Here is a 24749-nt window from a genome sequence, read left to right on the forward strand (position 1 = left end):
TGGAACCACCTGATCCCATCCCGAACTCAGCAGTGAAACGATGCATCGCCGATGGTAGTGTGGGGTTTCCCCATGTGAGAGTAGGTCATCGTCAAGATTAAATTCCGAAACCCCAATTGCGAAAGCAGTTGGGGTTTTGTTTTGTCCGCAGGAAAGTTCGTACAGCAATGACGGACAGGTCCCCGCTGTCAGCGTCTCCCGACAATGCTAAGGTTCGGCCCTAGCGTTTGTATTTTCCAAGGAAGCCTTTATGCCGGACGCAACGTCCCTCAGTGCTGGTTTTATGGTGGTTCACGGTAACCGCCTGGACGAGTTACGCAGCCTGGTGGTGAGCTGGATGCGGCGTTACCCGCTGGCCCCCCTGGAAAATGAAATCGCCCTGGTGCAGAGCAACGGCATCGCCCAATGGCTGAAACTGGCACTGGCTGAAGATGCTGAAGATGCTGAAGATGACGATATGGGTGGCTGCGGAATCGCCGCGGCCATCGATGTGCAGTTGCCCGGCAGTTTCATGTGGCAGCTCTATCGCATGGTCCTGGGTCGTGACGAAATTCCGGTCAAGTCCCTGCTTGATAAGGCGCCGCTGACCTGGCGTCTGATGCGCCTGCTTCCGCAGTTGATCAATGAACCACACTTCGAACCGCTACAGCGCTTCCTGACCAATGACAGCGATCTGCGAAAACGCTATCAATTGTCTGAACGGCTGGCGGATTTGTTCGACCAGTATCAGGTGTACCGCGCCGACTGGCTCGAAGACTGGGCAGAAGATCGGCACCAATTGCGCAGCGGCAGAGGAGAGACCAGGCCACTGACTGCGGCCAATTGCTGGCAGGCCGAGCTGTGGCGTGCACTTCTATTGGATGTTGGTGAAGAGGGCATGGCGCAAAGCCGTGCCGGCGTCCATCAGCGGTTCATCGAGCGCATCAACAACCTCGAGGTTGCCCCACCGGGGTTGCCTTCGCGGGTGATCGTTTTTGGTATTTCCTCTCTTCCCGCTCAAGCCCTTGAAGCTCTAGCCGGGCTGGCTCGATTCAGCCAGGTTCTACTGTGTGTACATAATCCCTGTCGTCACCATTGGGCAGACATCGTCGCCGATAAAGACCTGTTACGGCATCAATACAAACGACAGGCGCGCAAGAGTGGCATGCCGGTCGTACTCGACTCCCAAACGCTTCATCAACATGCCCATCCGCTATTGGCCGCATGGGGCAAGCAGGGGCGTGACTACATCAATCTGCTCGACAGCTATGACGATCCCAACAGCTATCGCTCGGCATTTCGTGACGGCAGGATCGATTTGTTCAGTGATAGTCAGCCACTGAATATGCTCAATCAGTTGCAGGATGACATCCTCGAACTACGCCCCCTGAACGAAACCCGCGAGCTATGGCCAGCAGTGAGCCTGGAGGAGGACGAGTCGATCCGTTTCCACATCGCTCATAGCGCTCAACGCGAAGTAGAGATCCTTCACGATCAGTTGCTCGCGCGCTTCAGCGAAAATCCACAGCTACGTCCTCGTGACGTGATTGTGATGGTCCCCGACATCGACAGCTACGCACCGCATATTCGTGCAGTGTTCGGTCAGCTTGAGCGGCATGATCCGCGATTCATCCCCTTCACACTGGCTGACCAAGGGCAGCGTGGTCGTGATCCGTTACTGATTGCTGTCGAACACCTGCTCAAACTGCCTGACAGTCGCTTTCCTGTCAGCGAGATTCTTGATCTGCTGGACGTTCCGGCATTGCGCGCCCGCTTTGGCGTAGAGGAACGTGACCTGCCGACGCTGCACCGCTGGATCGAAGGCGCTGGCATTCGTTGGGGCATAAATGCTCAACAGCGCGCAGGTCTTGGTTTGCCGCCAGCGCTGGAGCAAAACAGTTGGCGTTTCGGTCTGCGGCGAATGTTGCTCGGTTACGCGGTCGGCAACGGCAGTGCCTGTGGCGAAATCGAACCCTACGACGAGATCGGCGGACTGGATGCTGCGCTCATCGGTCCATTGGTTGCGTTGCTGGATGCACTGGAGGTTGCTCACCAGGAACTGACACAGCCAGCATCGCCCCAGCAATGGAGCCTGCGTTTGCAGGCGTTGCTGTCACTCTTCTTTCAGGCCAGTAACGAGCACGATGACTATTTGCTGACCCAGCTGGAAGCGTTGCGCGAAGCGTGGCTTGAGAGTTGTGAATCTGTAGGTCTGCAAGACGAACTGCCGCTGACCGTCGTCCGCGAAGCCTGGCTTGCGGGTCTTGATCAGGGGCGATTGTCTCAACGCTTTTTGGCGGGAGCGGTGAATTTCTGCACGCTGATGCCGATGCGTGCGATTCCGTTCAAATTGGTTTGCTTGCTTGGCATGAATGATGGCGACTACCCGCGGGCACAACCGCCGCTGGACTTCGACCTCATGGGCAGCGACTACCGTCCCGGTGATCGCTCACGACGCGAAGACGACCGTTACTTGCTGCTGGAGGCTCTGTTGTCAGCACGTGAGCAGCTCTACATCAGTTGGGTCGGACGCAGCATTCGCGACAACAGCGAACGCCCCGCGTCAGTGCTGATCGGTCAGCTACGGGATCATCTCGCAAGCGGTTGGCGACTCACCAAGTCCGACGAAGACCTGCTTGAAGCCATTACTCAGGAACATCCTCTGCAACCATTTAGCGCCCGTTATTTCCACGAAGGCGATGACCTGTTCAGCTATGCCAACGAGTGGCAAGTGCTGCATCAAATCACTGTGCAAACACCTGATATCGAGTTGCTTGATGCCCACATTCAGGATGAGCCGCTGACGCTCGGTCAGTTGCAGGATTTCCTGCGCAACCCGGTGCGACATTTCTTCAGTCAGCGGCTGAAAGTGTACTTCGAGGCTGCCGAAGTGCCTCTGGCCGATGAAGAACCCTTTGTCCTTGATGCCTTGCAACGCTACAACTTGAGTGACCGTTTGCTTGAAGCCGCCATGGCCGATCTGGATGACACCGATCAGGCGTTGCAACTACAAGCCCAGCGTCTACAGAACAGTGGATTGCTGCCCATGGCAGGTTTTGGCGAATGCCTCCAGCGAGAGTTGATCGAACCGTTGCCGGATTTGCTGCAACGTTATCAACAGCTCCTGGCGCTATGGCCAACGCCGCTGACCAGCGCATTACCGGTGAGCCTGGAGTTGCATGAGTTGCGCATCGAGGGATGGCTCAGTGGGCTGCATCAACGGGCAGACGGTGGTTTGCTGTCGGTGACCACAATCCCCAACAGCATCGGTTCGATCAAGTCCCGCAAATGGCATCGCCTGACCCGGCCGTGGGTCAATCATCTGGCCGCTTGCGCCAGCGGTCTGTCGATGACCACCGCGTTGGTGGCCAGCGATGACAGTCTGGTGCTCGCGCCAATGGACGTGGATTCAGCACAGCGAATTCTGGGAGACCTGTTGCTCGCCTGGCAATCGGGTATGCGTCAGCCACTTCCGATTGCGGTCAAAACGGCCTTCGCCTGGTTGGGGCAGACCGATACGGTCAAAGCCGAAGCAGCCGCTCGAAAAGCCTATGAAGGGGATGGGCTGACTACCAATGGGGAGCGACGAGAGAGCATTGCGCTTGCAAGGCAGTTTGCCGATTACGATGCGTTGACCGCCGATGAAACATTCTTCGACTGGTGCGATGCACTGTATCGACCGTTGCTTGAGGCCTCTTGGCGTTCATTGTCCAGCGCGGAGGTGCGCCCATGACCACCAAAATACCTCTGGCCCTGGCATTCCCGCTGCGCGGCAGCCAGTTGATCGAAGCTAGCGCAGGGACCGGCAAGACCTTCACGATTTCAGCGCTGTACCTGCGCCTGGTCCTCGGCCATGGTGGGGAGTCCGACGGTTTCGGGCGTGAGCTGTTGCCTCCGCAGATCCTCGTTGTGACCTTTACCGATGCCGCTACCAAAGAGCTGCGTGAGCGCATTCGTACACGACTGGCCGAAGCGGCTCGATTCTTCCGCGATGAAACTCCCGCTCCGGACGGACTGATTGCCGAGTTGCGTGATCAGTATCCGGCCGAGCAGTGGGCCGGATGTGCAAATCGCCTGGATATCGCCGCGCAATGGATGGACGAAGCAGCGGTCTCGACCATTCACAGTTGGTGTCAGCGCATGTTGCGTGAGCACGCGTTCGACAGTGGCAGCCTGTTCACCCAGACCCTGGAAACCGATCACAGCGATCTGCTCGGTGAAGTGTTGCGCGACTATTGGCGATTGTTTTGCTACCCCATGCAAGGCGATGCGCTGAACTGGGTACGCGGCAATTGGGGCGGGCCCGCTGCTTTGCTACCGCGAATTCGCGGATTGTTTGCCAGCGAGCGGGAGACCCTCCCCGGTAAAGAGCCCGCAGAGTTGATCAGCGAATGTTTACAAGAGCGGCGAGCCGCTTTGCTTGAGCTCAAGCAACCCTGGTGTCAGTGGGCCGACGAGCTGCTGGCGATCTGTCACGAAGGTGTTGCCAGTAAAAGTGTCGACGGCCGCAAGATGCAGGCCCGCTACTTCGAACCCTGGTTTGAAAAAATCAAAGCCTGGGCTGGAGACGAAGCCGTTGAGCAACTGGACATCGGTACCGGTTTCACGCGCCTCACACCTGACGGTATGGCTGAAGCCTGGAAGAAGGGAGACGCGCCCAATCATCCAGGCCTGGACGCCATGCCGGGTCTGAAAGCCTGTCTCGACAGTTTGCCGACGCCCGATGCCGTGGTGTTGCAACACGCTGCACATTGGGTCGGTGCACGGTTCGAGGAGGAAAAGCGTCGTCGTGCGGAAATGGGTTTTGACGACATGCTGTTGCGCCTCGATGCCGCGTTGCAGTCTGACGGTGGTGAGCGCCTGGCGACCTTGATCCGCGAACAGTTCCCGGTAGCGTTGATCGACGAGTTCCAGGACACCGACCCGGTGCAGTACCGGATCTTCGAAAGCATCTACCGCATTGAAGACAACAATCCAGAAAGCGGTCTGTTCCTGATCGGCGACCCGAAACAGGCGATCTACGCGTTCCGCGGTGCCGACATCTACACCTACCTACGCGCCCGTCAGGCAACCACCGGGCGCCTGCATACATTGGGCACCAACTTCCGTTCCAGTCACGGCATGGTCGATGCCGTGAACCATGTATTTGAATATGCCGAGTGTCGCGAGTCCGGACGCGGAGCTTTCCTGTTTCGCGAGAAAAACGGTGATAACCCTGTCCCGTTCCTGCCGGTCGATTCGCAGGGGCGCAAAGAAGTTCTGCAGATCAACCATCAGTCCGTCCCTGCGCTGAATATCTGGCACTTGCCTGCCGAACAGCCCTTGTCCGGTGCGGTGTACCGCCAGCAACTGGCCGCGGCGTGTGCCAGTGAAATCACGGCATTGCTCAACGGTGGACAACAAGGTCGAGCGGGCTTCCTGCGTGACAAAGAATTCAAAGGCCTGATGCCCGCGGACATCGCGATCCTCGTCCGCGATGGCAAGGAGGCGCAGGCCGTGCGCGCTGAACTCGCTGCCCGAGGCGTGCGCAGTGTTTATCTGTCGGACAAGGATTCAGTGTTCGCCGCGCAGGAAGCCCACGACGTCCTGACCTGGCTCAAAGCCTGTGCCGAGCCGGATGTCGAGCGACCGCTGCGGGCCGCATTGGCCAGCATCACGTTGAACCTGTCGCTGGCAGAATTGGAACAGCTGAACCAGGACGAGTTGGCCTGGGAAGCGCGGGTCATGCAGTTCCGCAGCTATCGCGAGCTGTGGCGCAAGCAGGGTGTCTTGCCAATGCTTCGCCGTTTGCTGCACGACTTCCGGCTGCCCCAGGCATTGATTGCCCGCAGCGATGGCGAACGGGTATTGACCAATCTGTTGCACCTGTCCGAGCTGCTGCAACAGGCCGCCGCCGAACTGGATGGCGAGCAAGCGCTGATCCGACATTTATCCGAGCATCTGGCGTTGTCCGGGCAGGCCGGTGAAGAGCAGATCCTGCGTCTGGAGAGCGACGAGCAACTGGTCAAGGTCGTGACCATTCACAAGTCCAAAGGGCTTGAATATCCCTTGGTGTTTCTGCCGTTCATTTGTTCGGCGAAGCCGGTGGATGGCAGTCGTCTGCCGTTGCATTACCACGACGCGACGGGTAAGGCTCAAGTGACGTTGAAACCGACGCCCGAGTTGATCGCCCTGGCCGACGACGAACGTCTGGCGGAAGATCTGCGTTTGCTCTATGTGGCCTTGACCCGGGCGCAACATGCCTGTTGGCTCGGCGTGACCGATCTCAAACGCGGCAATAACAACAGTTCGGTGCTGCATCTGTCGGCATTGGGTTATCTATTGGGCGGCGGGTCTTCTCTGGGTGAATCGGCGGGGCTGAGCGTCTGGCTGCGCGACCTGCAGCAGGGTTGCCCCGCGATAGGCTGCAGTGACATGCCAGAAGCCAGTGCCGAGCTTTACCACCCGCCGCAGAACACTGCGGCGTTGCTGGCTCCGCTGATTCCACAACGCAAGGCCAGTGAAAACTGGTGGATCGCCTCCTACAGCGCGTTGCGTATTGGTGACAGTCTGAGCATCGGCAGCGATGAAGCGCCTGAGAGCCCGCAGGCCCAGAAACTCTTCGACGACGAACGTCTCGATCCACAGGCACCACGGGAAATGATCGCGGGTGGTGCCGATATCCATCGATTCCCGCGGGGGCCGAACCCCGGTACTTTTCTCCACGGTTTGCTTGAGTGGGCCGGCAACGAAGGTTTCGCTGCCACGCCCAAAGCCGTGGAAGAGGCCATTGCCCGTCGCTGTAACCGCCGGGGCTGGGAGGGCTGGATAACCACGCTCAGTGACTGGCTGCAGCATCTGCTCAAGTCCCCGCTGCCTGTCGGTAGCGGGCAGGCGCCCGTGATATTCGAAGCGTTGAGTCAGTACCAGGTCGAAATGGAATTCTGGTTTGCCAGCCACAAAGTCGACGTGCTCAAACTCGATGCACTGGTCTGCCAATACACCCATAACGGCGTGGCCCGTGTGGCGGCCGAACCGGTTTTGCTTAACGGCATGTTCAAGGGATTCATCGACCTTACTTTCGAGCATGACGGCCGCTATTACGTCGCCGATTACAAATCCAACTGGCTCGGCGTCGACGATGCGGCCTATACCGAGCAGGCGATGGAGCAGTCGATTCTCGACAACCGCTATGACCTGCAATACGTGTTGTACCTTCTGGCGCTGCACCGCCAACTCAAAGCCAGGCTTGCCGATTACGACTACGACCGGCATGTCGGAGGTGCGCTGTATCTGTTCCTGCGGGGTACGCGGGCGCCCAGCCAGGGTGCGTACTTCGCCCGGCCGCCAAGGGAGCTGATCGAGCAACTGGACCGTCTGTTCCAGGGTAAACCGCAGCCCAGGGTCGAACCCGCCTGGGAACAAGGAGTATTGCTATGAGCCGTACCTTCGCCGACGTGCTGACGGTTACCGACAGCCTCACGGATCTCAAACCGTTGGAGCGCGCCGACGACTTGTTGAGATTGCTGACGCGTTGGGTCGAACGTGGCTGGCTGCGGGCGCTGGACAAGGCCTTCGTGTCCTTTCTTCATGAGCTGGCGCCAGCAGATGATCCTTTGGTGTTACTGGCGGCTGCGTTGACCAGCCACCAGTTGGGTCACGGCCACGTTTGCCTTGATTTGTTCGAGACACTCAAGGAGCCGGACTTCGCCCTGTCGCTGCCTCCGGAAGGTGATCAGCAGAGTGGCGTGATGTTGCTGCCGTCGCAGTTGCTGGAAGCGGTGGACGGTGCCCATTGGTGCAAAGTGCTGGCGTCCAGCGGTCTGGTTGCATTGGCGGCTGACGAGCGTGAAGCGGTGCAGCATCGGCCCTTGGTGCTGTCAGGCAAACGCTTGTATCTGCGCCGCTATTGGGCCTACGAACGGCGTATCGACAATTCGTTGCGCGAACGTCTGGCCGCGCATGAAGCTACACCGAGTGACTTGTTGCAGCGGCTCACCGAGCTGTTCGGTCCGGCCAGGCCCGGTGAGGTCATCGACTGGCAAAAGCTGGCCTGCGCACTGGCGACTCGCGGCGCCTTCAGTATCGTTACCGGTGGTCCGGGAACGGGTAAAACCACGACAGTCGTGCGCTTGCTGGCACTGCTTCAGGCACCTGCCGTGGAGGCTGGAAAGCCGCTGCGTATTCGCCTCGCCGCTCCGACCGGTAAAGCGGCAGCGCGCCTCACCGAGTCCATCAGCCAGCAAGTCAGGACGCTGAAGGTCACGGAAGCCGTACGCAATAAAATCCCGTCCGACGTCACCACCGTTCACCGCCTGTTGGGCAGCCGTCCCGGGACGCGGCATTTCCGGCATCACGCGGCTAATCGTTTGCCGCTGGACGTATTGGTGGTGGACGAAGCATCGATGATCGACCTGGAAATGATGGCCAACCTGCTCGACGCGTTGCCGCCTCATGCTCGCCTTGTGCTGCTGGGTGACAAGGATCAGTTGGCGTCGGTGGAGGCGGGTGCCGTTCTCGGGGATCTGTGTCGCGACGCCGAAGCCGGATGGTACAGCCCGCAGACGCGTCAGTGGCTCGAGGCCGCCAGCGGTGAAAGCCTGGAGACCAGCGGGTTGCAGGAAGATAGCCAAGGCACCCATCCATTGGCTCAGCAAGTGGTCATGCTGCGGCACTCGCGGCGATTCGGTGAGGGCAGCGGTATTGGCCAGTTGGCCCGATGGGTCAACCAACAGCAGCCCGAGGAAGCCCGCAGATTGTTGGCGGTACGCAGCCACGACGATGTGTTTTGCCTGTCCCTCAAGAATGAACAGGATCGCGCGCTGGAGCGCTTGTTGCTCGAAGGTCATGGTGAGGGACCACAAGGTTATCGCCATTACTTGAGCCTGCTGCGCAATCAACGACCACCACTCGATAGACCGCTTGAAGATTCGTGCTGGACCGAGTGGGCTAGACAGGTCCTGCAGGCCTTCGACGCCTTCCAGTTGTTGTGCGCTGTGCGCAAAGGGCCGTGGGGTGTGGAAGGGTTGAACCAGCGAGTGACCGCGGCGTTGCTGAAGGCGCGGCTGATTGACAGCGACCAGCAGTGGTACGAGGGACGACCCGTGCTGATGACGCGCAACGATTACGGTCTGGGCTTGATGAACGGCGACATCGGCATTGCGCTCAAACTGCCAGAACGCGAAGGCTCTCAAGCCGGCAAGCATGTCCTGCGGGTGGCCTTTCCCCGTAACGACGGGCAGGGCGGTGTGCGTTTTGTGCTGCCAAGTCGACTCAATGATGTGGAAACCGTCTACGCCATGACCGTGCACAAATCCCAGGGGTCGGAATTTGCGCATACCGCATTGATTCTTCCCGATGCGTTGAACCCGGTACTGACCAAGGAGCTTGTCTACACCGGGATAACCCGTGCCAAAGACTGGTTTACCTTGATCGAACCGCGGGCAGGGGTATTTGAAGAAGCGGTACGGCGCAAGGTCAAACGCTTGAGCGGATTGATGCTGGAGCTGAAGGAAAACATCGAAGCCGCAGGGTGAAATTTGGCGGAGGGTCGTAGGAAGTTGGCCAAAGTGCCGTAGTCCGTGGCCTCGCTGGCGTTTCGCCGCTGTGCTATCGTTGCGGCATCATTTCGCTCCGGTCAAAGAGTATCCCTGCATGAAGGTGGCTGTCTGGACGACAGAGCGCGTCGTTGGCGGTAGAAAAGCGCTGCTTGCCATTCTTCTTTGCCTGATGGCCAACGTTGTGTCCGCGCAATCGCAAACCCCGGTGAGCATGGCGGATCAACGCGCCAAAGCGGTCACTCAGGTGGTGCTTGGCATTCTCAGTTACGCCCGTTGGCCCGTCGAGCCTGTGCTGCTGCGTTTGTGCCTGGTGGGACCTACCGAATACACCGACGACCTGGTCAAAGGTACGACCCAGGCGACCGGTCGACCGGTGTCGGTGCAACGGCTGTTGGCCGACAACCCCTCGATTGCCAGCGGCTGTGATGCGGTGTACGTCGGCAAGTTGACCGCCGAGGAGCGCACCCGACTGTTTGCAGCACTGATCGGGCACCCCGTACTGAGCATCAGTGAAAGCGATGACCCTTGCACCGTCGGTAGCCTGTTTTGTCTGCGGGTCAGTGATGAACAGGTTTCTTTCGAGGTCAATCTCGACTCCGTTGCCCGCAGTGGTGTGCGCATTCATCCGAGCGTGCTGCAACTGTCACGCCGCAAGCCGGCGGCGCCATGAACCTACTTAAACCGGGCGGTCGCCCAACTTTGCGTTCGGTCATCGGCCGCGGCAATTTGATCGTGGCCCTGGTGGGCGTTGCCATGGCCAGCGTTTCTATGACATTGCTCGGCGTTTTGGCTCTGCGGGTCTATGCCGATCACAACCTGCATCTGATCGCACGGTCGATCAATTACACCGTGGAAGCCGCGGTGGTGTTCAACGATGAAGCGGCGGCCACCGAAGCGTTGGCGTTGATTGCGTCCACCGAAGAAGTGGCAGACGCCCAGGTGTTTGATCAGCAGGGCCAATTGCTGGCGCGCTGGCAGCGACCGGACACCGGCTTGCTGTCCAGGCTCGAACTGCACATTGCCAAAACCTTTCTGGAAGAACCCATCAACATGCCGATCCTCCATCAGGGGCGAGAAATCGGCAGCATCGTGCTCACTGGGCACGGTGGCAGCCTGATGCGTTTCCTGCTCAGCGGCTTGATGGGCATCGTGTTATGCACGGCTATCAGTGCCTGGGTTGCGCTGTTTCTGGCGCGCCGACAGCTTCGCGGGATCACCAAGCCATTGCGCAACCTGGCCGCTGTCGCCCATGCCGCTCGCAGCGAGCGAGCGTTCGATCGACGCGTGCCACCGGCGGACATTGTCGAACTCGACGACTTCGGTAATGACTTCAATGCCCTGCTGGATGAGCTCGAAGCCTGGCAGTCGCACCTGCAAAGCGAAAACGAATCCCTGGCGCACCAGGCCAGTCATGACAGTCTTACCGGGCTGCCCAACCGGGCATTTTTCGAGGGCCGCCTGATGCGCGCGTTACGTAACGCCAACAAGCTTGGCGAGCGCGTTGCAGTGCTGTTCCTGGACAGCGACCGGTTCAAGGAAATCAACGACAACTTCGGCCACGCGGCGGGCGATGCGGTGCTGATGGCTGTGGCCAACAGGATTCGCGCGCAGCTGCGTGAAGAGGATCTGGTGGCGCGTTTGGGCGGCGATGAGTTTGCCGTGCTGCTGACGCCGCTTTACAAAACCGAAGATGCCGAACGGATTGCCGACAAGATTCTCGCCAGCATGGAGATACCGATTCTGGTGCCGGGGGATGCACAAGTGCTGACCTCACTCAGTATCGGCGTCGCCGTTTACCCCGATCATGGAACGACACCCGGTGCGTTACTCAGCGCTGCCGACAGTGCCATGTACCAGGCCAAACGCCTCTCCCGAGGCGCACAGTACACGGTAGGGTCGGAGTACCCTGCCGCCGATGTTCAAAACAGGAGCTAACTTTTCGTGTTCACTTTTACCCAGCGTTCCCTGCGTTTCGTTACCGTGACTCTGCTGATGGCGTTGTTCAGCCTGACCGGATGCCAGACAGCCCCGCAAAAAGGCCTGACCCCGGCGCAAGTCGCAGTGCTCAAGCAGCAAGGTTTCGAGTTGACCGATGATGGCTGGGAGTTTGGGTTGTCCGGCAAAGTATTGTTTGGCAGCGACGATGACAGCCTGAACCGGCAGAGCAGCGAAATCGTCGAGCGCATTGGCAAGGCGCTGCTCGGCGTGGGTATCGACCGCGTGCGTGTCGACGGTCACACCGATGCGTCGGGTAAAGAGGCCTACAACGAACAGCTTTCTTTGCGCCGTGCGAAAAGCGTTGCCAAGGTCTTGAACACGGTCGGCATGAAGCAGGAAAACATCCAGCTGCGCGGTCTGGGCAGCAGCGAGCCCGTGGCCACCAATACCACCGCGACCGGTCGCACCGAAAACCGTCGGGTAGCGATCGTGGTGAGCGCCGACTGACTAATCGGCGAACAACATCGCCCGACTCTCACCCATCAACAGACCCTGATTCTGCTCCGTCACCTCCCTGATGTAATCCCACAGCAGGGTGATCCGCTTGAGCTTGCGCAGGTCTTCGCGGCAGTACATCCAGAACTGTCGAGTGATGTTGATCTCCTGCGGCAACACCGGTAGCAAGCGCGGATCCTGAGCGGCGAGGAAGCACGGCAGGATCGCCAATGAGCGCCCTTGCTGCGCCGCCACGAACTGCGCGATCACGCTGGTGCTGCGCAGGTTGGCGCTGGCACTGGGCACTACGTTGGCCAGATACAGCAGCTCCGAGCTGAACGCCAGGTCGTCGACATAACTGATGAATGAATGTTTCCCCAAGTCTGCCGGGCGGCGGATCGGTGGGTGGTTGTCCAGATAGTCCTGGGTCGCGTACAGCTGCAATCGGTAGTCGCACAGTTTGCAGCAGACGTATGGGCCATGCTCCGGGCGCTCCAGGGCAATGACGATGTCGGCTTCGCGCTTGGACAGGCTGATGAAGTGCGGCAACGGCAGGATATCCACCGAAATCGCCGGGTAAGTGTCGATGAAGTGGCTCAGCTGCGGTGTGATGAAAAACGTGCCGAAGCCTTCGGTGCAGCCCATGCGCACATGACCCGATAGCGCCACGCCAGACCCGGAAACCTGCTCGCACGCCATGTGCAGGGTGCTTTCAATCGACTCCGCATACCCCATCAACCGCTGGCCTTCAGCGGTCAGGACGAAGCCGCTGGTCCGGGATTTCTCGAACAGCAACGTGCCCAGTGCGGTTTCCAGCGAACTGATGCGCCGCGACACGGTGGTGTAGTCGACCGCCAGGCGCTTGGCAGCCGTGCTGGCCTTGCGGGTGCGGGCGACTTCCAGAAAAAACTTGAGGTCATCCCAGTTCAGCGAACCGAGGGAGGTGATGTTTTTTTGCATGTTGGACCGGTTTTTATGTGCGTTCTTATTAGAAGTTTGCACATCTATACTCCAAAAACAGTCCGTTAACCAATTCACGGCACACGCCTCATCTCAAGGCGACTTTCTCGCCTTGGCTCCCCTGATAACAACAACGTCCAGGAGACCCACATGAACGTATCGCTCACGCCCAACGACACCACCGTGCAAAAGGTCAAACTGCTGATCGACGGCGAGTGGGTCGAGTCCAAATCCACCGAGTGGCACGACATCATCAACCCGGCGACCCAGCAAGTTCTGGCCAAAGTGCCGTTTGCCACCGCTGAAGAAGTCGACGCAGCCATCAGCGCCGCCCATCGCGCCTTCCAGACCTGGAAGCTGACGCCCATCGGCGCGCGGATGCGCATCATGCTCAAGCTCCAGGCGCTGATTCGCGAGCACTCCAAGCGCATCGCCGTGGTGCTGAGCGCCGAACAGGGCAAGACCATTGCCGACGCTGAAGGCGACATTTTTCGTGGCCTGGAAGTGGTCGAGCACGCTTGCTCCATTGGTAGCCTGCAAATGGGCGAGTTCGCTGAAAACGTCGCCGGTGGCGTTGATACCTATACCCTGCGCCAGCCGATCGGTGTGTGTGCCGGCATCACGCCGTTCAACTTCCCGGCGATGATTCCGTTGTGGATGTTCCCGATGGCCATCGCTTGCGGCAACACCTTCGTACTCAAACCGTCCGAACAGGACCCGATGTCGACCATGCTGCTGGTGGAGCTGGCGATTGAAGCCGGCATTCCGGCCGGTGTGCTCAATGTCGTGCACGGTGGCAAAGACGTGGTGGACGGACTCTGCACCCACAAGGACATCAAGGCTGTTTCGTTCGTTGGTTCGACTGCGGTCGGCACGCACGTCTACGACCTGGCTGGTAAACATGGCAAGCGCGTGCAGTCGATGATGGGCGCCAAGAACCACGCCGTGGTGCTGCCGGACGCCAACCGCGAGCAAGCGCTGAATGCACTGGTGGGCGCCGGTTTTGGTGCTGCCGGTCAGCGTTGCATGGCCACTTCGGTGGTGGTGTTGGTCGGTGCGGCCAAACAATGGCTGCCTGATCTGAAAGCGCTGGCGCAGAAACTCAAAGTGAATGCGGGCAACGAGGCGGGCACCGACGTCGGTCCGGTGATCTCGAAAAAGGCCAAGGCGCGGATTCTTGATCTGATCGAAAGCGGCATCAAGGAAGGCGCCAAACTGGAGCTGGACGGTCGCGAGATCTCGGTTCCCGGTTACGAGAAGGGCAACTTTGTCGGCCCGACCTTGTTCTCCGGCGTGACCACCGACATGCAGATCTACACCCAGGAAATCTTCGGCCCGGTGCTGGTGGTGCTGGAAGTGAACACCCTCGACGAGGCCATCGCCCTGGTCAACGCCAACCCGTTCGGCAACGGCACGGGCCTGTTCACCCAGAGCGGTGCAGCGGCGCGAAAATTCCAGAACGAAATCGACGTCGGCCAGGTTGGCATCAACATCCCGATTCCGGTGCCGGTGCCGTTCTTCAGCTTCACCGGTTCCCGTGGTTCCAAGCTGGGCGACCTCGGTCCGTATGGCAAGCAAGTGGTGCAGTTCTACACTCAGACCAAGACCGTCACCAGCCGCTGGTTCGACGATGACAGCGTCAACGACGGTGTGAACACCACCATCAATTTGCGTTGAGGAGCCGAACATGAAAATCGCTTTTATCGGTCTCGGCAACATGGGCGCGCCGATGGCGCGCAACCTGATCAAGGCTGGCCACGCACTGCGTATGGTCGACCTGAACAAAACCGTGCTGGCAGAGCTTGAGCAACTGGGCGGCAGCATCAGCGCGTCGGCCCGGGAAGCGGCAGAAGGCGCGGAACTGGTGATCACCATGCTGCCGGCTGCGGTGCATGTGCGCAGCGTGTGGTTGGGTGAGGACGGTGTGCTCGCGGGTATCGGCAACGGCGTGCCGGCCGTGGATTGCAGCACCATCGATCCGCAGACTGCACGCGATGTGGCCGCTGCCGCTGCCAAACAGGGGGTGGCCATGGCCGATGCACCGGTTTCCGGTGGTACGGGTGGTGCGGCGGCCGGGACGTTGACCTTCATGGTCGGCGCCACCCCGGAACTGTTCGCCACGCTGCAACCGGTACTCGCACAAATGGGCCGCAACATCGTCCATTGTGGGGAAGTCGGCACCGGGCAAATCGCTAAAATCTGCAACAACCTGCTGCTGGGGATTTCCATGGTCGGCGTCAGCGAAGCCATGGCGCTTGGCGATGCATTGGGCATCGACACCAAGGTGCTGGCGGGGATCATCAACAGTTCCACCGGGCGGTGCTGGAGTTCGGAAATGTATAACCCGTGGCCGGGCATCGTCGAAACAGCGCCTGCTTCGCGCGGCTATACCGGTGGGTTCGGTGCTGAACTGATGCTCAAGGATCTGGGGCTGGCGACCGAAGCTGCACGACAGGCGCACCAACCGGTGGTGCTCGGCGCAGTGGCGCAGCAGTTGTATCAGGCGATGAGCTTGCGCGGGGAGGGAGGGCAGGACTTCTCGGCGATCATCAACGGGTATCGCAAGCCGCAGTAAAGCGATTCATTGAATGCAGTAAGGGCTGTTGTGGCGAGGGGGCTTGCCCCCGTTGGTTCGCGAAGCGGACCCCAGTAGGGTCAATGCGGTGTTTCAGGTGAATCGCGGTTGCTGATGATACGACTGCTTCGCAGCCGAACGGGGGCAAGCCCCCTCGCCACACAAGCTCACTCTTACAGAGAGAGCATGTATCCAAAGATACTGACCGGGAAATCACGTCGGGTGATTTCCCGGTTTTTTTGTATCAGGCAAACACGAAATATTTGCGCACGGTTTCCATCACTTCCCACGTGCCTTTCATTCCGGGCTCGACGACGAAAATATCGCCGGCGCGCAGATGAATCGGTGCCATGCCTTCCGGGGTGATGATGCAGTAGCCTTCCTGGAAATGGCAGTACTCCCACTTCACGTATTCCACGTACCACTTGCCCGGCGTGCAGATCCAGGTGCCCATGATCTTGCTGCCGTCTTCGCTGGTGTAGGCATTGAGGTTGACGGTGTGCGGGTCACCTTCGAGCTTTTCCCATTTGCAGGCGTCGAGTACGGGCAATGGATGGGTATCGCGAAGAACGGTAATCGGTGCGGTCATGATGACTCCGAGGCAGTGGGTGCTGGAACTGAAGTCGCACCCTATAGCGCCGGTCTGGCCAGCAGTTGTCTGTGCTCGACACTGAGCTATCCAGAAACGCAGTGAGCCTGTGTTCCACGCAGTGTCAGGACATCCAGCAATGCCTTGGCGTATGGAGGAAGCGTCGTGAAGTCTCGTGCGCAGAGCAGAAGTTTTCGCTGCGCCCAAGGCTCTTGCAGGGCCATTTGCTTGAGCGAAGTTTCATCGCCCCAGCGTTCGAGGGCTGCAACCGGCACGATCCCAAGCCCGGCGCCTCTTGCGACCATGCGCATGATCCCTTCGAACCCGTCTGTACGGATGCGGATCTGCATGCGCAACCCGGTGTGCAGGGCCTGTTCCTCCAGGTACACGGCCAGCGCACTGTTGGCGTTCAGGCCGATGTAGTCGTGATGCAGCGTATTGGCGAAACTCAGGCGGGCGGCGTTTGCGAGTGGATGATCCCGGGGCATGATCAGCACCAGTGGATCGTCGCGAAACGGGCGGGTCTGCAAGTCATGGGTGTCTACCGCGTCCGAGACAATGCCGAGGTCCGCCGCACCCTGGCGCAAGGCGTGGGTGATGCGTGTGCTGGGCAGCTCTTGCAGGTCGATGTCGAGGTTGGGATGGTCGCGCAGGAAATCCGCGAGCAGCTCCGGCAGGTATTCGGTGATCGCGGTGGTGTTGCACAGCAATCGAACCTGGCCTTTGACACCCTTGGCGTATTCGGCCAGTTCCTGTTGCATGCGTTCGGCCTGTTGCAGCAAAACCCGAGCGTGTTGCGCCAGGGCTTTACCGGCCGGCGTCGGACTGACGCCGCGTCGATTGCGCTCGAGAAATTCGATGCCCAGCGATGCTTCCATCGACCGGATCCGCGCACTGGCCGCCGCCAGGGATAAATGACTGCGGACGGCGCCGGCGGTGATGTTGCCGGTGTCGAGGATGTGCAGATAAAGACGCAGGTCGGTCAGGTCGAAGTGCATTGGCAACCTCGGGATCGTTGTTGGACGGATCGGCACCTTCGCTGGCAAGCCAGCGCCTACAGGGCGAGGCGATCAAATGTAGGAGCTGGCTTGCCGGCGAAGACGTCAGAAGCCGCAATAGTATTCCAGCTTCTTTAAAAACAAGAGGCAGCCTCAGTATATGGCAGATTTTCAACCGTCCCGGCCGGGCTCATCATTGGCCCATGAATACCTTCGCATCGTTCTACCAAAACCTCGGTCTGGCCCTGTCACTGCTGGTGGTCGCGACTTTCCTGCTGGCCGGCATGGTCAAGGGCGTTATCGGTCTCGGCCTGCCGACCATCGCCATGGGCTTGCTCGGTCTGGCTATGGCGCCGTCGCAGGCTGCGGCGTTGTTGATCATTCCCACAACCTTGACCAACGTCTGGCAACTGGCATTCGGCGGGCATTTGCCGGGGCTGATCAAACGGTTGTGGCCGATGTTGCTGGCGATCTTCATCGGCACCGGGGCAGGCACCTTGTGGATCGGCATGGTCGGTGGACATTGGGTGGTGCGGGGATTGGGCGCGGCGTTGTTGCTCTATGCGTTGAGCGGATTGTTCCTGCCGACTTTGCGTGTCAGCGCTCGAAATGAGCGCTGGCTCGGCCCGCTGTGTGGCGTGCTGACCGGCGCCATCACTTCGGCCACGGGCGTGTTCGTGATTCCGGCGGTGCCGTATCTGCAAGCGTTGGGATTGAGCAAGGATGAGCTGGTGCAGGCGCTCGGCCTGTCGTTCACCGTCTCGACCCTTGCCCTCGCGGGCGGGCTGTTATGGCGCGGCGAACTCGGTGGCGGCGAGTTGAGTGCGTCAATGCTGGCGCTGATCCCGGCGATGCTCGGCATGTGGCTGGGGCAATCGCTGCGCCAGCGGATCAGCGCCGTGTTGTTCAAGCGCGTGTTCTTTATTGGCCTTGGTGTGCTTGGCGGTCATTTGCTGATCAGCGGCTAGCGGATGACGGGCTGATCATTTCGATGGCGCGGATCTCGAAGTCCCGTTCCAGGTACTCATCGCGCTGATCGAGAAACTGCTTCATGTGCGGCAGATTCGAGTGCACATCGAGATGGGCCTGGGATTGCCAGATCTCATAAAAGATGAACAGCGACGGGTCCTGTTTGTCCCGCAGCATGTGGTATTCGATGCAGCCGGGCTCGGCGCGACTCGCTTCTACATGACGACTGAAAAACGCTTCAAAGGCGTCGGATTTTTCCGGGCGGGTCTTGGCGTGCAGGATGAAGCCTTGGATTTCACTCATCAGAAAATCACCTTGAATTCAGAATTGACCAAATTCTAAGTCAATAATGGATGATTGATTCGTGCGTATTGGTCAAATGAGTTTTGCGGGCCGGGTGCTTATTCCGCGTGAGTCGGATCGATATTCTGCCGCCATCGAATTCAACTCTTCCCGAGATCCCTCATGAAAAAAGTCCTGTTGCTCAATGGCGGTAAAAAGTTCGCCCACTCCGATGGCCGCTACAACACCACCCTGCACGAAGCGGCGTTGAGCGTGCTGGACCGTGGCGGAATGGATATCAAGACCACGTTCATCGACGAGGGCTACGACATCGCCGAAGAAGTGGCGAAATTCCTCTGGGCCGATGTGATCATTTACCAAATGCCAGGCTGGTGGATGGGCGCGCCATGGACCGTGAAGAAATACATCGATGAAGTCTTCACCGAAGGTCACGGCAGCCTTTATGCGAGTGACGGCCGCACCCGTTCGGATGCTTCGCAGAAGTACGGCAGCGGTGGCCTGATCCACGGCAAGCAATACATGCTGTCGCTGACCTGGAACGCACCGCAACAAGCCTTCGACGACCCGTCCGACTTCTTCGAAGCCAAGGGTGTGGATGCGGTGTACTTCCCGTTTCACAAGGCCAACGAATTTCTGGGCATGACCCGTTTGCCGACATTCCTGTGTGTCGATGTGATGAAACGCCCGAACATCGAAGCCGATGTGGTTCGCTACGAGCAGCATTTGACCGAGGTGTTTGGTCTCAAGGCCTGACACTCGGCTACTATCCGGTACAACGGCTGAAAAGATCGCAGCCTTCAGCGCAGCCCTGTAGGCGCTGCCGAAGGCTGCGATCTTGCCGATCCGGAAAAGAGGACACACGTGAAAGCCAGATCCGATGAGTTGCAGATTTTCGTCTGCGTGATTGAGTGCGGATCGATTTCTGCGGCGGCGGAGCAGGTTGGGCAAACACCTTCGGCCGTCAGCCGCACGCTCTCGCGGCTGGAGGCCAAGCTCGACACCACGCTGATCAACCGCACCACGCGACGCATGGACCTGACCGAGGAGGGCAAGTATTTCTTCGAGCATGCCAAGCGGATTCTCGATCAGATGGACGAACTCGAAGAACGCCTGACTTCACGCCAGCAAACACCGTCCGGGCGCTTGCGGATCAACGCCGCTTCGCCGTTCATGCTTCACGCCATCGTGCCTTACGTCGATGAGTTCCGCCGCCTCTACCCGGACATCCAGCTCGAACTCAACAGCAACGACCTGATCATCGATCTGCTGGAGCAAAGCACCGACATCGCCATCCGCATCGGCACCCTGACCGATTCCACGTTGCACGCCAGATCCCTGGGTTGCAGTCCGCTGCACATCGTCGCCAGCCCGGCCTATCTGGAAAAACACGGCACACCGACAGCGGTGGCGGAGCTTGCCGAACATACACTGCTGGGCTTCACCCAGAACGAAGGCTTGAATCAATGGCCGCTGCGACATGTGCATGGCGATCGCTGGCCGATCCAGACATCGCTCAGTGCCTCCAGCGGCGAGACCATTCGTCATCTCGTTCTGGAGGGGCAGGGCATCGCCAGTCTTTCGCACTTCATGACCATCGAGGACATACGTGCCGGGCGGCTGAAAGTGTTGTTGGCCGAGTTCAACAGCGGTTATCGCCAGCCGATCAACGCGGTGTATTACCGCAACTCGCAACTGGCGCTGAGGATTCAGTGTTTCCTGGACTTTATTCAGGGCAAATTGGCGGCGTATGCGTCGGCAGATTTCAGTGGTTGATTTTACTTTCGCTTGAGACCGCGTCATCGTTCATCGCGGGCAAGCCACACACAGGAACTCGCGTTCTTTGTAGGAGCGAGCTTGCTCGCGATGGCGTTTCCAGGGTCTCAACAACTGGCCGGGTCGCCCACGATTCCGTAACATCCGCACACTCTTTTCGCGACTTCCTGCATGCGGTCTTCCATGAAACCAAAACGTCTACGCGCCGATGTCCTGGCCGGGCTCACCACCTCTTTTGCCCTGTTGCCCGAATGCATCGCCTTCGCGCTGGTGGCCCATCTCAATCCGCTGATGGGGCTTTACGGTGCGTTCATCATTTGCACGCTGACCGCGCTGTTCGGCGGGCGGCCGGGCATGGTGTCCGGCGCGGCCGGGTCGATGGCGGTGGTGATCGTCGCGCTGGTGGTGCAGCACGGTGTCCAGTACCTGCTGGCTACCGTTCTGCTCGGCGGTTTGATCATGATGGCGTTCGGGTTGCTCAAGCTCGGCAAACTGGTGCGCATGGTGCCGCATCCGGTGATGCTCGGTTTCGTCAACGGCCTGGCGATCATCATTGCGCTGGCGCAACTGGAACACTTCAAGGACGGTGAGACCTGGCTGAGCGGAACACCGCTGTACATGATGCTCGGCCTGGTTGCCGTGACCATGGCCATTGTCTACGTACTGCCGCGCCTGACCCGCACGGTGCCGCCGGCCTTGGTGGCGATTCTCGGCGTGGGGCTGGCGGTCTATCTGCTCGGCCTGCCGACCCGCACCCTGGGTGACATGGCGCACATTGCCGGTGGCTTGCCGATGCTGGCGCTGCCGGACATTCCGTGGACCCTGGAAACCCTGCGCATCATCGCGCCTTACGCGATCCTGATGGCGCTGGTCGGCTTGCTGGAAACCCTGCTGACCCTGAACCTCACCGACGAAGTCACCGAGAGCCGCGGCTATCCGGACCGCGAGTGCGTGGCGCTCGGTGCGGCGAACATGGTGTCCGGGGTGTTTGGCGGCATGGGCGGTTGCGCCATGATCGGCCAGACCGTGATCAACCTCAGTTCCGGTGGTCGCGGGCGTTTGTCCGGCGTGGTGGCCGGGGTGTCGATCCTGCTGTTTATTCTGTTTCTGTCGCCGCTGATCGAACGCATTCCTCTCGCTGCGCTGGTCGGGGTGATGTTCGTGGTGTCGCAGCAGACATTTGCCTGGGCGTCGTTGCGAGTGCTGAACAAAGTGCCGCTGAACGATGTGCTGGTGATCATCGCGGTAACGGTGGTCACCGTGTTCACTGATCTGGCCACAGCGGTGCTCTGCGGGATCATCATCGCGGCGCTGAACTTTGCCTGGCAGCAGGCCCGGCAGCTGTACGCCGACAGTCATCTGGAAAACGACGGCAGCAAGCTTTACCGCCTCCATGGCACGCTGTTCTTCGCCTCGACGACACCCTTTCTCAACCAGTTCGACCCGGCCAACGATCCCGCGCAAGTGACGCTCGATTGCCGTCACCTGAGCTTCGTCGACTACTCGGCCATTGCCGCTCTGGACACCCTGCGCGAACGCTACAACAAGGCCGGTAAACACCTGCGGGTGCTGGGCTTGTCTGAGCGCTGCAAGAAGCTGTTGAAACGCGCCCGGGTGAATCACGACTAAAGCAAATCAGGGCCAGTCCTGAAGACAACCAAGAGCGTCTGCGGCGGATCAAACTCGCCCTCGACGATTATTGCGGCGGCGACGATCACTTGCCGCCGGGAGACTGACATGCAGTACGACACGCTGATTCGCAACGCCCTGATCATCGACGGCAGCAACAGCCCCGGCTATCGCGCCGACGTGGCCATTGCGAACGGTCATATCGAGCGTATTGGCGATTTGCAAGATGCGTGCGTCGAGGAAGAATTCGATGCGGCGGGCCATGTGCTGGCGCCGGGTTTCATTGACGTACACACCCACGACGACACGGTGGTCATCCGTCAACCGCAGATGCTGCCCAAGCTCAGCCAGGGCGTGACCACGGTGATTGTCGGCAACTGCGGAATCAGCGCATCGCCGGTCAGTCTGCGTGGCGATCCGCCGGACCCGATGAACCTGCTCGGCACGGCTGCGGCGTTTGTTTACCCGACGTTCCGCGACTATCGCGCAGCGGTCGAAATGGCGAACACCACGTTGAACGTTGCCGCGCTGGTCGGTCATACCGCGTTGCGCAGCAATCACCTCGATGACCTGTTCCGTACCGCCAGCGCCGATGAAATCACCGCGATGCGCTTACAGCTGCGCGCGAGTCTGGAGGCGGGTGCTTTGGGCCTGTCCACCGGTCTTGCCTACGCCAGCGCCTTCTCGGCTACCACTGACGAAGTGATGCAACTGACCGAAGAACTGACGGCGTTCGGCGCGGTGTACACCACGCACTTGCGCAGCGAATTCGAGCCGGTGCTGGAGGCCATGGACGAAGCGTTCCAGATTGGCCGTCACGCAAAATCCCCGGTGATCATTTCCCACCTCAAATGTGCCGGCGCCGGTAACTGGGGACGCAGTCCGCAACTGCTGGCGTCTCTGGACGAGGCGGCGAAAACCCATCCGGTGGGCTGCGACTGTTATCCCTATGCGGCGAGCTCCTCGACGCTGGATCTCAAGCAAGTCACCGAGGCCCATCGCATCACCATCACCTGGTCCACGCCGCACCCGGAAATGGGTGGGCGCGACCTGGTGGACATCGCTGCGCAATGGAACCTGTCGCTGCTCGATACCGCTCGCCAATTGCAACCGGCTGGCGCGGTGTACTACGGAATGGACGAGGCGGATGTGCGACGAATCCTCGCGCATCCGTTATCGATGGTCGGTTCCGACGGCTTGCCGGAAGACCCGTTCCCGCACCCGCGATTGTGGGGCGCATTCCCTCGGGTGCTCGGACATTTCAGCCGCGACGTAGGACTGTTCCCTCTGCACACCGCCGTGCACAAGATGACCGGGTTGTCGGCGGCGCGATTCGGTTTGAAAGCGCGAGGCGAGATCCGCGAAGGTTATTGGGCAGACCTGGTGTTGTTCGACCCGGCGACGGTTCGTGATGTCGCGGATTTCAATGATCCGCAACGTGCGGCGCAAGGCATCGAAGGCGTGTGGGTCAACGGTGTTTTGAGTTACCGTGACGGTCAGGCCAACGGTCGCAGGGCAGGGCGGTTCCTGGCGCGGGAAGGGGATTTGCGCGAAGGGTTCCGGTGACGGTTGAGCGGTGCGTCACAATGGTGGCACTTCGATGTTAAAGAATGACATTTTCGGGCCGAAGGACTGATATCAAGCCCGCTACCATTGCTGTTTGGTTACGTATTTTTTAGGAGCAAGCTTGCTCGCGATGGACAAAAGAGCGCAGCGTTTACCCAGTAGACACGCGTCATCGTTAACGACCCTCGCGAGCAAGCTCGCTCCTACAGGTCTTTCATTGTCTGGGAGCAACCCGATGAGTTTCGGTAAAACCACTCCGATCCTGCGTATTTTCGATGAAGCCAAGGCCGTGGAGTTCTACGTCGACTTCCTGGGTTTCAAAATCGACTGGCAGCACCGCTTCGAGGCCAACTTCCCGCTGTACTTGCAGGTTTCCCGTGGCGATTGCGTGCTGCATCTGTCCGAGCACCACGGCGACTGCTCGCCGGGTTCGGCATTGCGCATCGAGACCGATGAGCTGGAAGCCTTCCAGCAGCAGTTGCTGGCCAAGGAATACAAATTTGCGCATCCGCAGATTCAGGCCATGCCCTGGGGAAGCCAGGACATGACCATCAGTGATCCGTTTGGAAATCGGTTGGTGTTTACCAATGCGATCTGTGTTTGAAAAAAACCTCAGAGGGGATCATCTGTAGCCCCCCGAGAATGGCCCCAGCCATGCCACCAGCAGCAACACCGGCGGGGCCAGCGACTACGCCGATTACTGCGCCAATTTCGGCACCGGCCATGGCGCCGGTGACGCCTTGGGCTGCGCCACCAACAGTGCCAATCAGGGCGCCGATTTTCCTGCCCAAATCTTTGGTGATGACTGCGGTGGAGTGACAGCGTGGGCATTGAGTGGTCATGTGCAGGGTTCCTGTCGAGAAAGTCGGGATGAAGTCATTGCACGGGCATAGAGCCCATCAAGCAGGTCGCCTGAGCGATCTGCTTAAATGGAGAGACTATGGAGTCTGGGGGATGCCTGATGCGGATGGGTGCAGGTTCGTGATGTATGACTGAGATTTTGTTGAGTCGAATGCACCTGATAGGCTGGAGCCGTCGCAAACCTGGCGATTGCCTTCGAACATTACAACGAGGAGCATCCGCGCAGTGCGTTGAAATACCTCTCACCGATGGAGTTTCGGAGCTTGGCGGCGGCATCAAATTAACGGGGAGTTGGTGTCTGGTCTGATAGGGGCAAGTTCAGTAGGCAAGTCGTTACTATTACCCGTTTAGCGCATCGATACCACTTTCAGACCTCTTGTTCCCTGAACGGCTGAGACCGACAAGCTACCGGTAGCGGCTTGCTGGATGACCGCCAGCCAGTGCAGTACTGACGCCAAGCGCAGCACCGCCAACGGTGCCGACTGCGGCGGCGATCTTCATGGCGTGATGAAAAGCAGTGATTTTGGGGGAGTGACAGCGGGGGCATTGCAATGACATGGTTGGAACCTTTTTAG

At 59.5% G+C, this 24749-nt stretch carries 19 protein-coding genes, 1 rRNA gene and 1 pseudogene; 16 read left to right on the top strand and 5 right to left on the bottom strand.

What is annotated here, in order from left to right; all coding sequences use genetic code 11:
* The 7 genes from rrf to CKW19_RS13770 form a co-directional block, all read left to right on the top strand.
* Positions 1–97: ribosomal RNA gene (gene rrf / locus CKW19_RS13740) — 5S ribosomal RNA — on the top strand; the annotation flags it as partial.
* A 153-nt stretch (positions 98–250) separates the two neighbouring features.
* The gene (recC, locus tag CKW19_RS13745) at positions 251–3712 is read left to right on the top strand and encodes an exodeoxyribonuclease V subunit gamma (protein WP_095058331.1); all 3462 of its coding nucleotides are present in this window, start codon (positions 251–253) and stop codon (positions 3710–3712) included.
* Positions 3709–7398, top strand: a complete 3690-nt coding sequence (gene recB, locus CKW19_RS13750) for an exodeoxyribonuclease V subunit beta (protein WP_095058332.1) — start codon at positions 3709–3711, stop codon at positions 7396–7398. Before recC ends, recB begins: the two co-directional genes overlap by 4 nt.
* The gene (gene recD, locus CKW19_RS13755; RefSeq protein ID WP_095058333.1) at positions 7395–9494 is read left to right on the top strand and encodes an exodeoxyribonuclease V subunit alpha; all 2100 of its coding nucleotides are present in this window, start codon (positions 7395–7397) and stop codon (positions 9492–9494) included. Before recB ends, recD begins: the two co-directional genes overlap by 4 nt.
* Before the next feature lie 118 nt (positions 9495–9612).
* Positions 9613–10188 carry a YfiR family protein gene (locus CKW19_RS13760; protein WP_095058334.1) on the top strand — a complete coding sequence of 192 codons (576 nt, stop codon included), beginning with the start codon at positions 9613–9615 and terminating at the stop codon, positions 10186–10188.
* On the top strand, positions 10185–11453 hold the full coding sequence (locus CKW19_RS13765) for a diguanylate cyclase domain-containing protein (RefSeq protein ID WP_095058335.1): 1269 nt from the start codon (positions 10185–10187) through the stop codon (positions 11451–11453). Before CKW19_RS13760 ends, CKW19_RS13765 begins: the two co-directional genes overlap by 4 nt.
* Positions 11454–11459: 6 nt before the next feature.
* Entirely contained in the window at positions 11460–11963 is a 504-nt protein-coding gene (locus tag CKW19_RS13770; RefSeq protein ID WP_256580337.1) for an OmpA family protein, read from the top strand.
* On the opposite strand, the gene CKW19_RS13775 is transcribed toward CKW19_RS13770, so the two are convergent.
* Positions 11964–12911, bottom strand: a complete 948-nt coding sequence (locus CKW19_RS13775) for a LysR family transcriptional regulator (protein WP_095058336.1) — start codon at positions 12909–12911, stop codon at positions 11964–11966. It abuts the gene before it with no gap.
* A 150-nt stretch (positions 12912–13061) separates the two neighbouring features.
* On the opposite strand from CKW19_RS13775, the gene CKW19_RS13780 reads away from it, so the two are divergent.
* Positions 13062–14588 carry a CoA-acylating methylmalonate-semialdehyde dehydrogenase gene (locus tag CKW19_RS13780; RefSeq protein ID WP_095058337.1) on the top strand — a complete coding sequence of 509 codons (1527 nt, stop codon included), beginning with the start codon at positions 13062–13064 and terminating at the stop codon, positions 14586–14588.
* A gap of 10 nt (positions 14589–14598) precedes the next feature.
* Positions 14599–15486, top strand: coding sequence for a 3-hydroxyisobutyrate dehydrogenase (gene mmsB / locus CKW19_RS13785; RefSeq protein WP_095058338.1), 888 nt, complete (start codon positions 14599–14601; stop codon positions 15484–15486).
* Between the two features lie 244 nt (positions 15487–15730).
* Here the strand turns inward: mmsB and CKW19_RS13790 are convergent, their stop codons facing one another.
* Both CKW19_RS13790 and CKW19_RS13795 read right to left on the bottom strand, forming a co-directional pair.
* Positions 15731–16075: a cupin domain-containing protein gene (locus CKW19_RS13790; protein ID WP_095058339.1), complete on the bottom strand. Its 345-nt coding sequence runs from the start codon at positions 16073–16075 to the stop codon at positions 15731–15733.
* A gap of 86 nt (positions 16076–16161) precedes the next feature.
* Positions 16162–17073, bottom strand: a complete 912-nt coding sequence (locus tag CKW19_RS13795; RefSeq protein ID WP_095058340.1) for a LysR substrate-binding domain-containing protein — start codon at positions 17071–17073, stop codon at positions 16162–16164.
* 203 nt (positions 17074–17276) lie between these two features.
* Between CKW19_RS13795 and CKW19_RS13800 the strand changes: the two genes are divergently transcribed.
* Positions 17277–18041, top strand: a complete 765-nt coding sequence (locus CKW19_RS13800) for a sulfite exporter TauE/SafE family protein (RefSeq protein ID WP_095058341.1) — start codon at positions 17277–17279, stop codon at positions 18039–18041.
* On the opposite strand, the gene CKW19_RS13805 is transcribed toward CKW19_RS13800, so the two are convergent.
* Entirely contained in the window at positions 18031–18345 is a 315-nt protein-coding gene (locus CKW19_RS13805; protein WP_095058342.1) for a putative quinol monooxygenase, read from the bottom strand. The two genes, CKW19_RS13800 and CKW19_RS13805, sit on opposite strands and share 11 nt — an antisense overlap.
* A 162-nt stretch (positions 18346–18507) precedes the next feature.
* On the opposite strand from CKW19_RS13805, the gene CKW19_RS13810 reads away from it, so the two are divergent.
* From CKW19_RS13810 to CKW19_RS13840, 6 genes and pseudogenes are all read left to right on the top strand, one after another.
* A complete protein-coding gene (locus CKW19_RS13810; protein WP_095058343.1) occupies positions 18508–19098 on the top strand; it encodes an NAD(P)H-dependent oxidoreductase in 591 nt (196 codons plus the stop codon).
* A 108-nt stretch (positions 19099–19206) separates the two neighbouring features.
* Positions 19207–20118, top strand: coding sequence for a LysR family transcriptional regulator (locus CKW19_RS13815; protein ID WP_095058344.1), 912 nt, complete (start codon positions 19207–19209; stop codon positions 20116–20118).
* Between the two features lie 183 nt (positions 20119–20301).
* Positions 20302–21747, top strand: a complete 1446-nt coding sequence (locus tag CKW19_RS13820; protein ID WP_095058345.1) for a SulP family inorganic anion transporter — start codon at positions 20302–20304, stop codon at positions 21745–21747.
* A gap of 11 nt (positions 21748–21758) precedes the next feature.
* A pseudogene (locus tag CKW19_RS13825) lies at positions 21759–21854 on the top strand (MurR/RpiR family transcriptional regulator); the annotation flags it as partial.
* Position 21855: 1 nt separating this feature from the next.
* The gene (locus CKW19_RS13830; protein ID WP_095058346.1) at positions 21856–23313 is read left to right on the top strand and encodes an amidohydrolase family protein; all 1458 of its coding nucleotides are present in this window, start codon (positions 21856–21858) and stop codon (positions 23311–23313) included.
* A gap of 235 nt (positions 23314–23548) precedes the next feature.
* Positions 23549–23917, top strand: a complete 369-nt coding sequence (locus CKW19_RS13840) for a glyoxalase superfamily protein (protein WP_095058347.1) — start codon at positions 23549–23551, stop codon at positions 23915–23917.
* Here CKW19_RS13840 and CKW19_RS28900 read toward each other — a convergent pair.
* Positions 23895–24155 carry a hypothetical protein gene (locus CKW19_RS28900; RefSeq protein WP_256580338.1) on the bottom strand — a complete coding sequence of 87 codons (261 nt, stop codon included), beginning with the start codon at positions 24153–24155 and terminating at the stop codon, positions 23895–23897. The two genes, CKW19_RS13840 and CKW19_RS28900, sit on opposite strands and share 23 nt — an antisense overlap.
* Positions 24156–24749 lie beyond the last annotated feature (594 nt).

Origin of the sequence: Pseudomonas sp. Irchel s3f7 (genome assembly GCF_900187615.1) — a bacterium.
Taxonomy (GTDB): domain Bacteria; phylum Pseudomonadota; class Gammaproteobacteria; order Pseudomonadales; family Pseudomonadaceae; genus Aquipseudomonas.

What these genes read in the sequence shown, in the direction of transcription:
- recD (WP_095058333.1), top strand. Translation starts at nt 7,395, where the DNA reads ATGAGCCGTACCTTCGCCGACGTGCTGACGGTTACCGACAGCCTCACG.
- CKW19_RS13830 (WP_095058346.1), top strand. Translation starts at nt 21,856, where the DNA reads ATGCAGTACGACACGCTGATTCGCAACGCCCTGATCATCGACGGCAGC.
- recB (WP_095058332.1), top strand. Translation starts at nt 3,709, where the DNA reads ATGACCACCAAAATACCTCTGGCCCTGGCATTCCCGCTGCGCGGCAGC.
- CKW19_RS13765 (WP_095058335.1), top strand. Translation starts at nt 10,185, where the DNA reads ATGAACCTACTTAAACCGGGCGGTCGCCCAACTTTGCGTTCGGTCATC.
- CKW19_RS13775 (WP_095058336.1), bottom strand. Translation starts at nt 12,911, where the DNA reads ATGCAAAAAAACATCACCTCCCTCGGTTCGCTGAACTGGGATGACCTC.
- CKW19_RS13780 (WP_095058337.1), top strand. Translation starts at nt 13,062, where the DNA reads ATGAACGTATCGCTCACGCCCAACGACACCACCGTGCAAAAGGTCAAA.
- CKW19_RS13805 (WP_095058342.1), bottom strand. Translation starts at nt 18,345, where the DNA reads ATGAGTGAAATCCAAGGCTTCATCCTGCACGCCAAGACCCGCCCGGAA.
- CKW19_RS13840 (WP_095058347.1), top strand. Translation starts at nt 23,549, where the DNA reads ATGAGTTTCGGTAAAACCACTCCGATCCTGCGTATTTTCGATGAAGCC.
- CKW19_RS13790 (WP_095058339.1), bottom strand. Translation starts at nt 16,075, where the DNA reads ATGACCGCACCGATTACCGTTCTTCGCGATACCCATCCATTGCCCGTA.
- CKW19_RS13810 (WP_095058343.1), top strand. Translation starts at nt 18,508, where the DNA reads ATGAAAAAAGTCCTGTTGCTCAATGGCGGTAAAAAGTTCGCCCACTCC.
- CKW19_RS13820 (WP_095058345.1), top strand. Translation starts at nt 20,302, where the DNA reads ATGAAACCAAAACGTCTACGCGCCGATGTCCTGGCCGGGCTCACCACC.
- CKW19_RS13795 (WP_095058340.1), bottom strand. Translation starts at nt 17,073, where the DNA reads ATGCACTTCGACCTGACCGACCTGCGTCTTTATCTGCACATCCTCGAC.
- CKW19_RS13760 (WP_095058334.1), top strand. Translation starts at nt 9,613, where the DNA reads ATGAAGGTGGCTGTCTGGACGACAGAGCGCGTCGTTGGCGGTAGAAAA.
- CKW19_RS13800 (WP_095058341.1), top strand. Translation starts at nt 17,277, where the DNA reads ATGAATACCTTCGCATCGTTCTACCAAAACCTCGGTCTGGCCCTGTCA.
- recC (WP_095058331.1), top strand. Translation starts at nt 251, where the DNA reads ATGCCGGACGCAACGTCCCTCAGTGCTGGTTTTATGGTGGTTCACGGT.
- mmsB (WP_095058338.1), top strand. Translation starts at nt 14,599, where the DNA reads ATGAAAATCGCTTTTATCGGTCTCGGCAACATGGGCGCGCCGATGGCG.
- CKW19_RS28900 (WP_256580338.1), bottom strand. Translation starts at nt 24,155, where the DNA reads ATGACCACTCAATGCCCACGCTGTCACTCCACCGCAGTCATCACCAAA.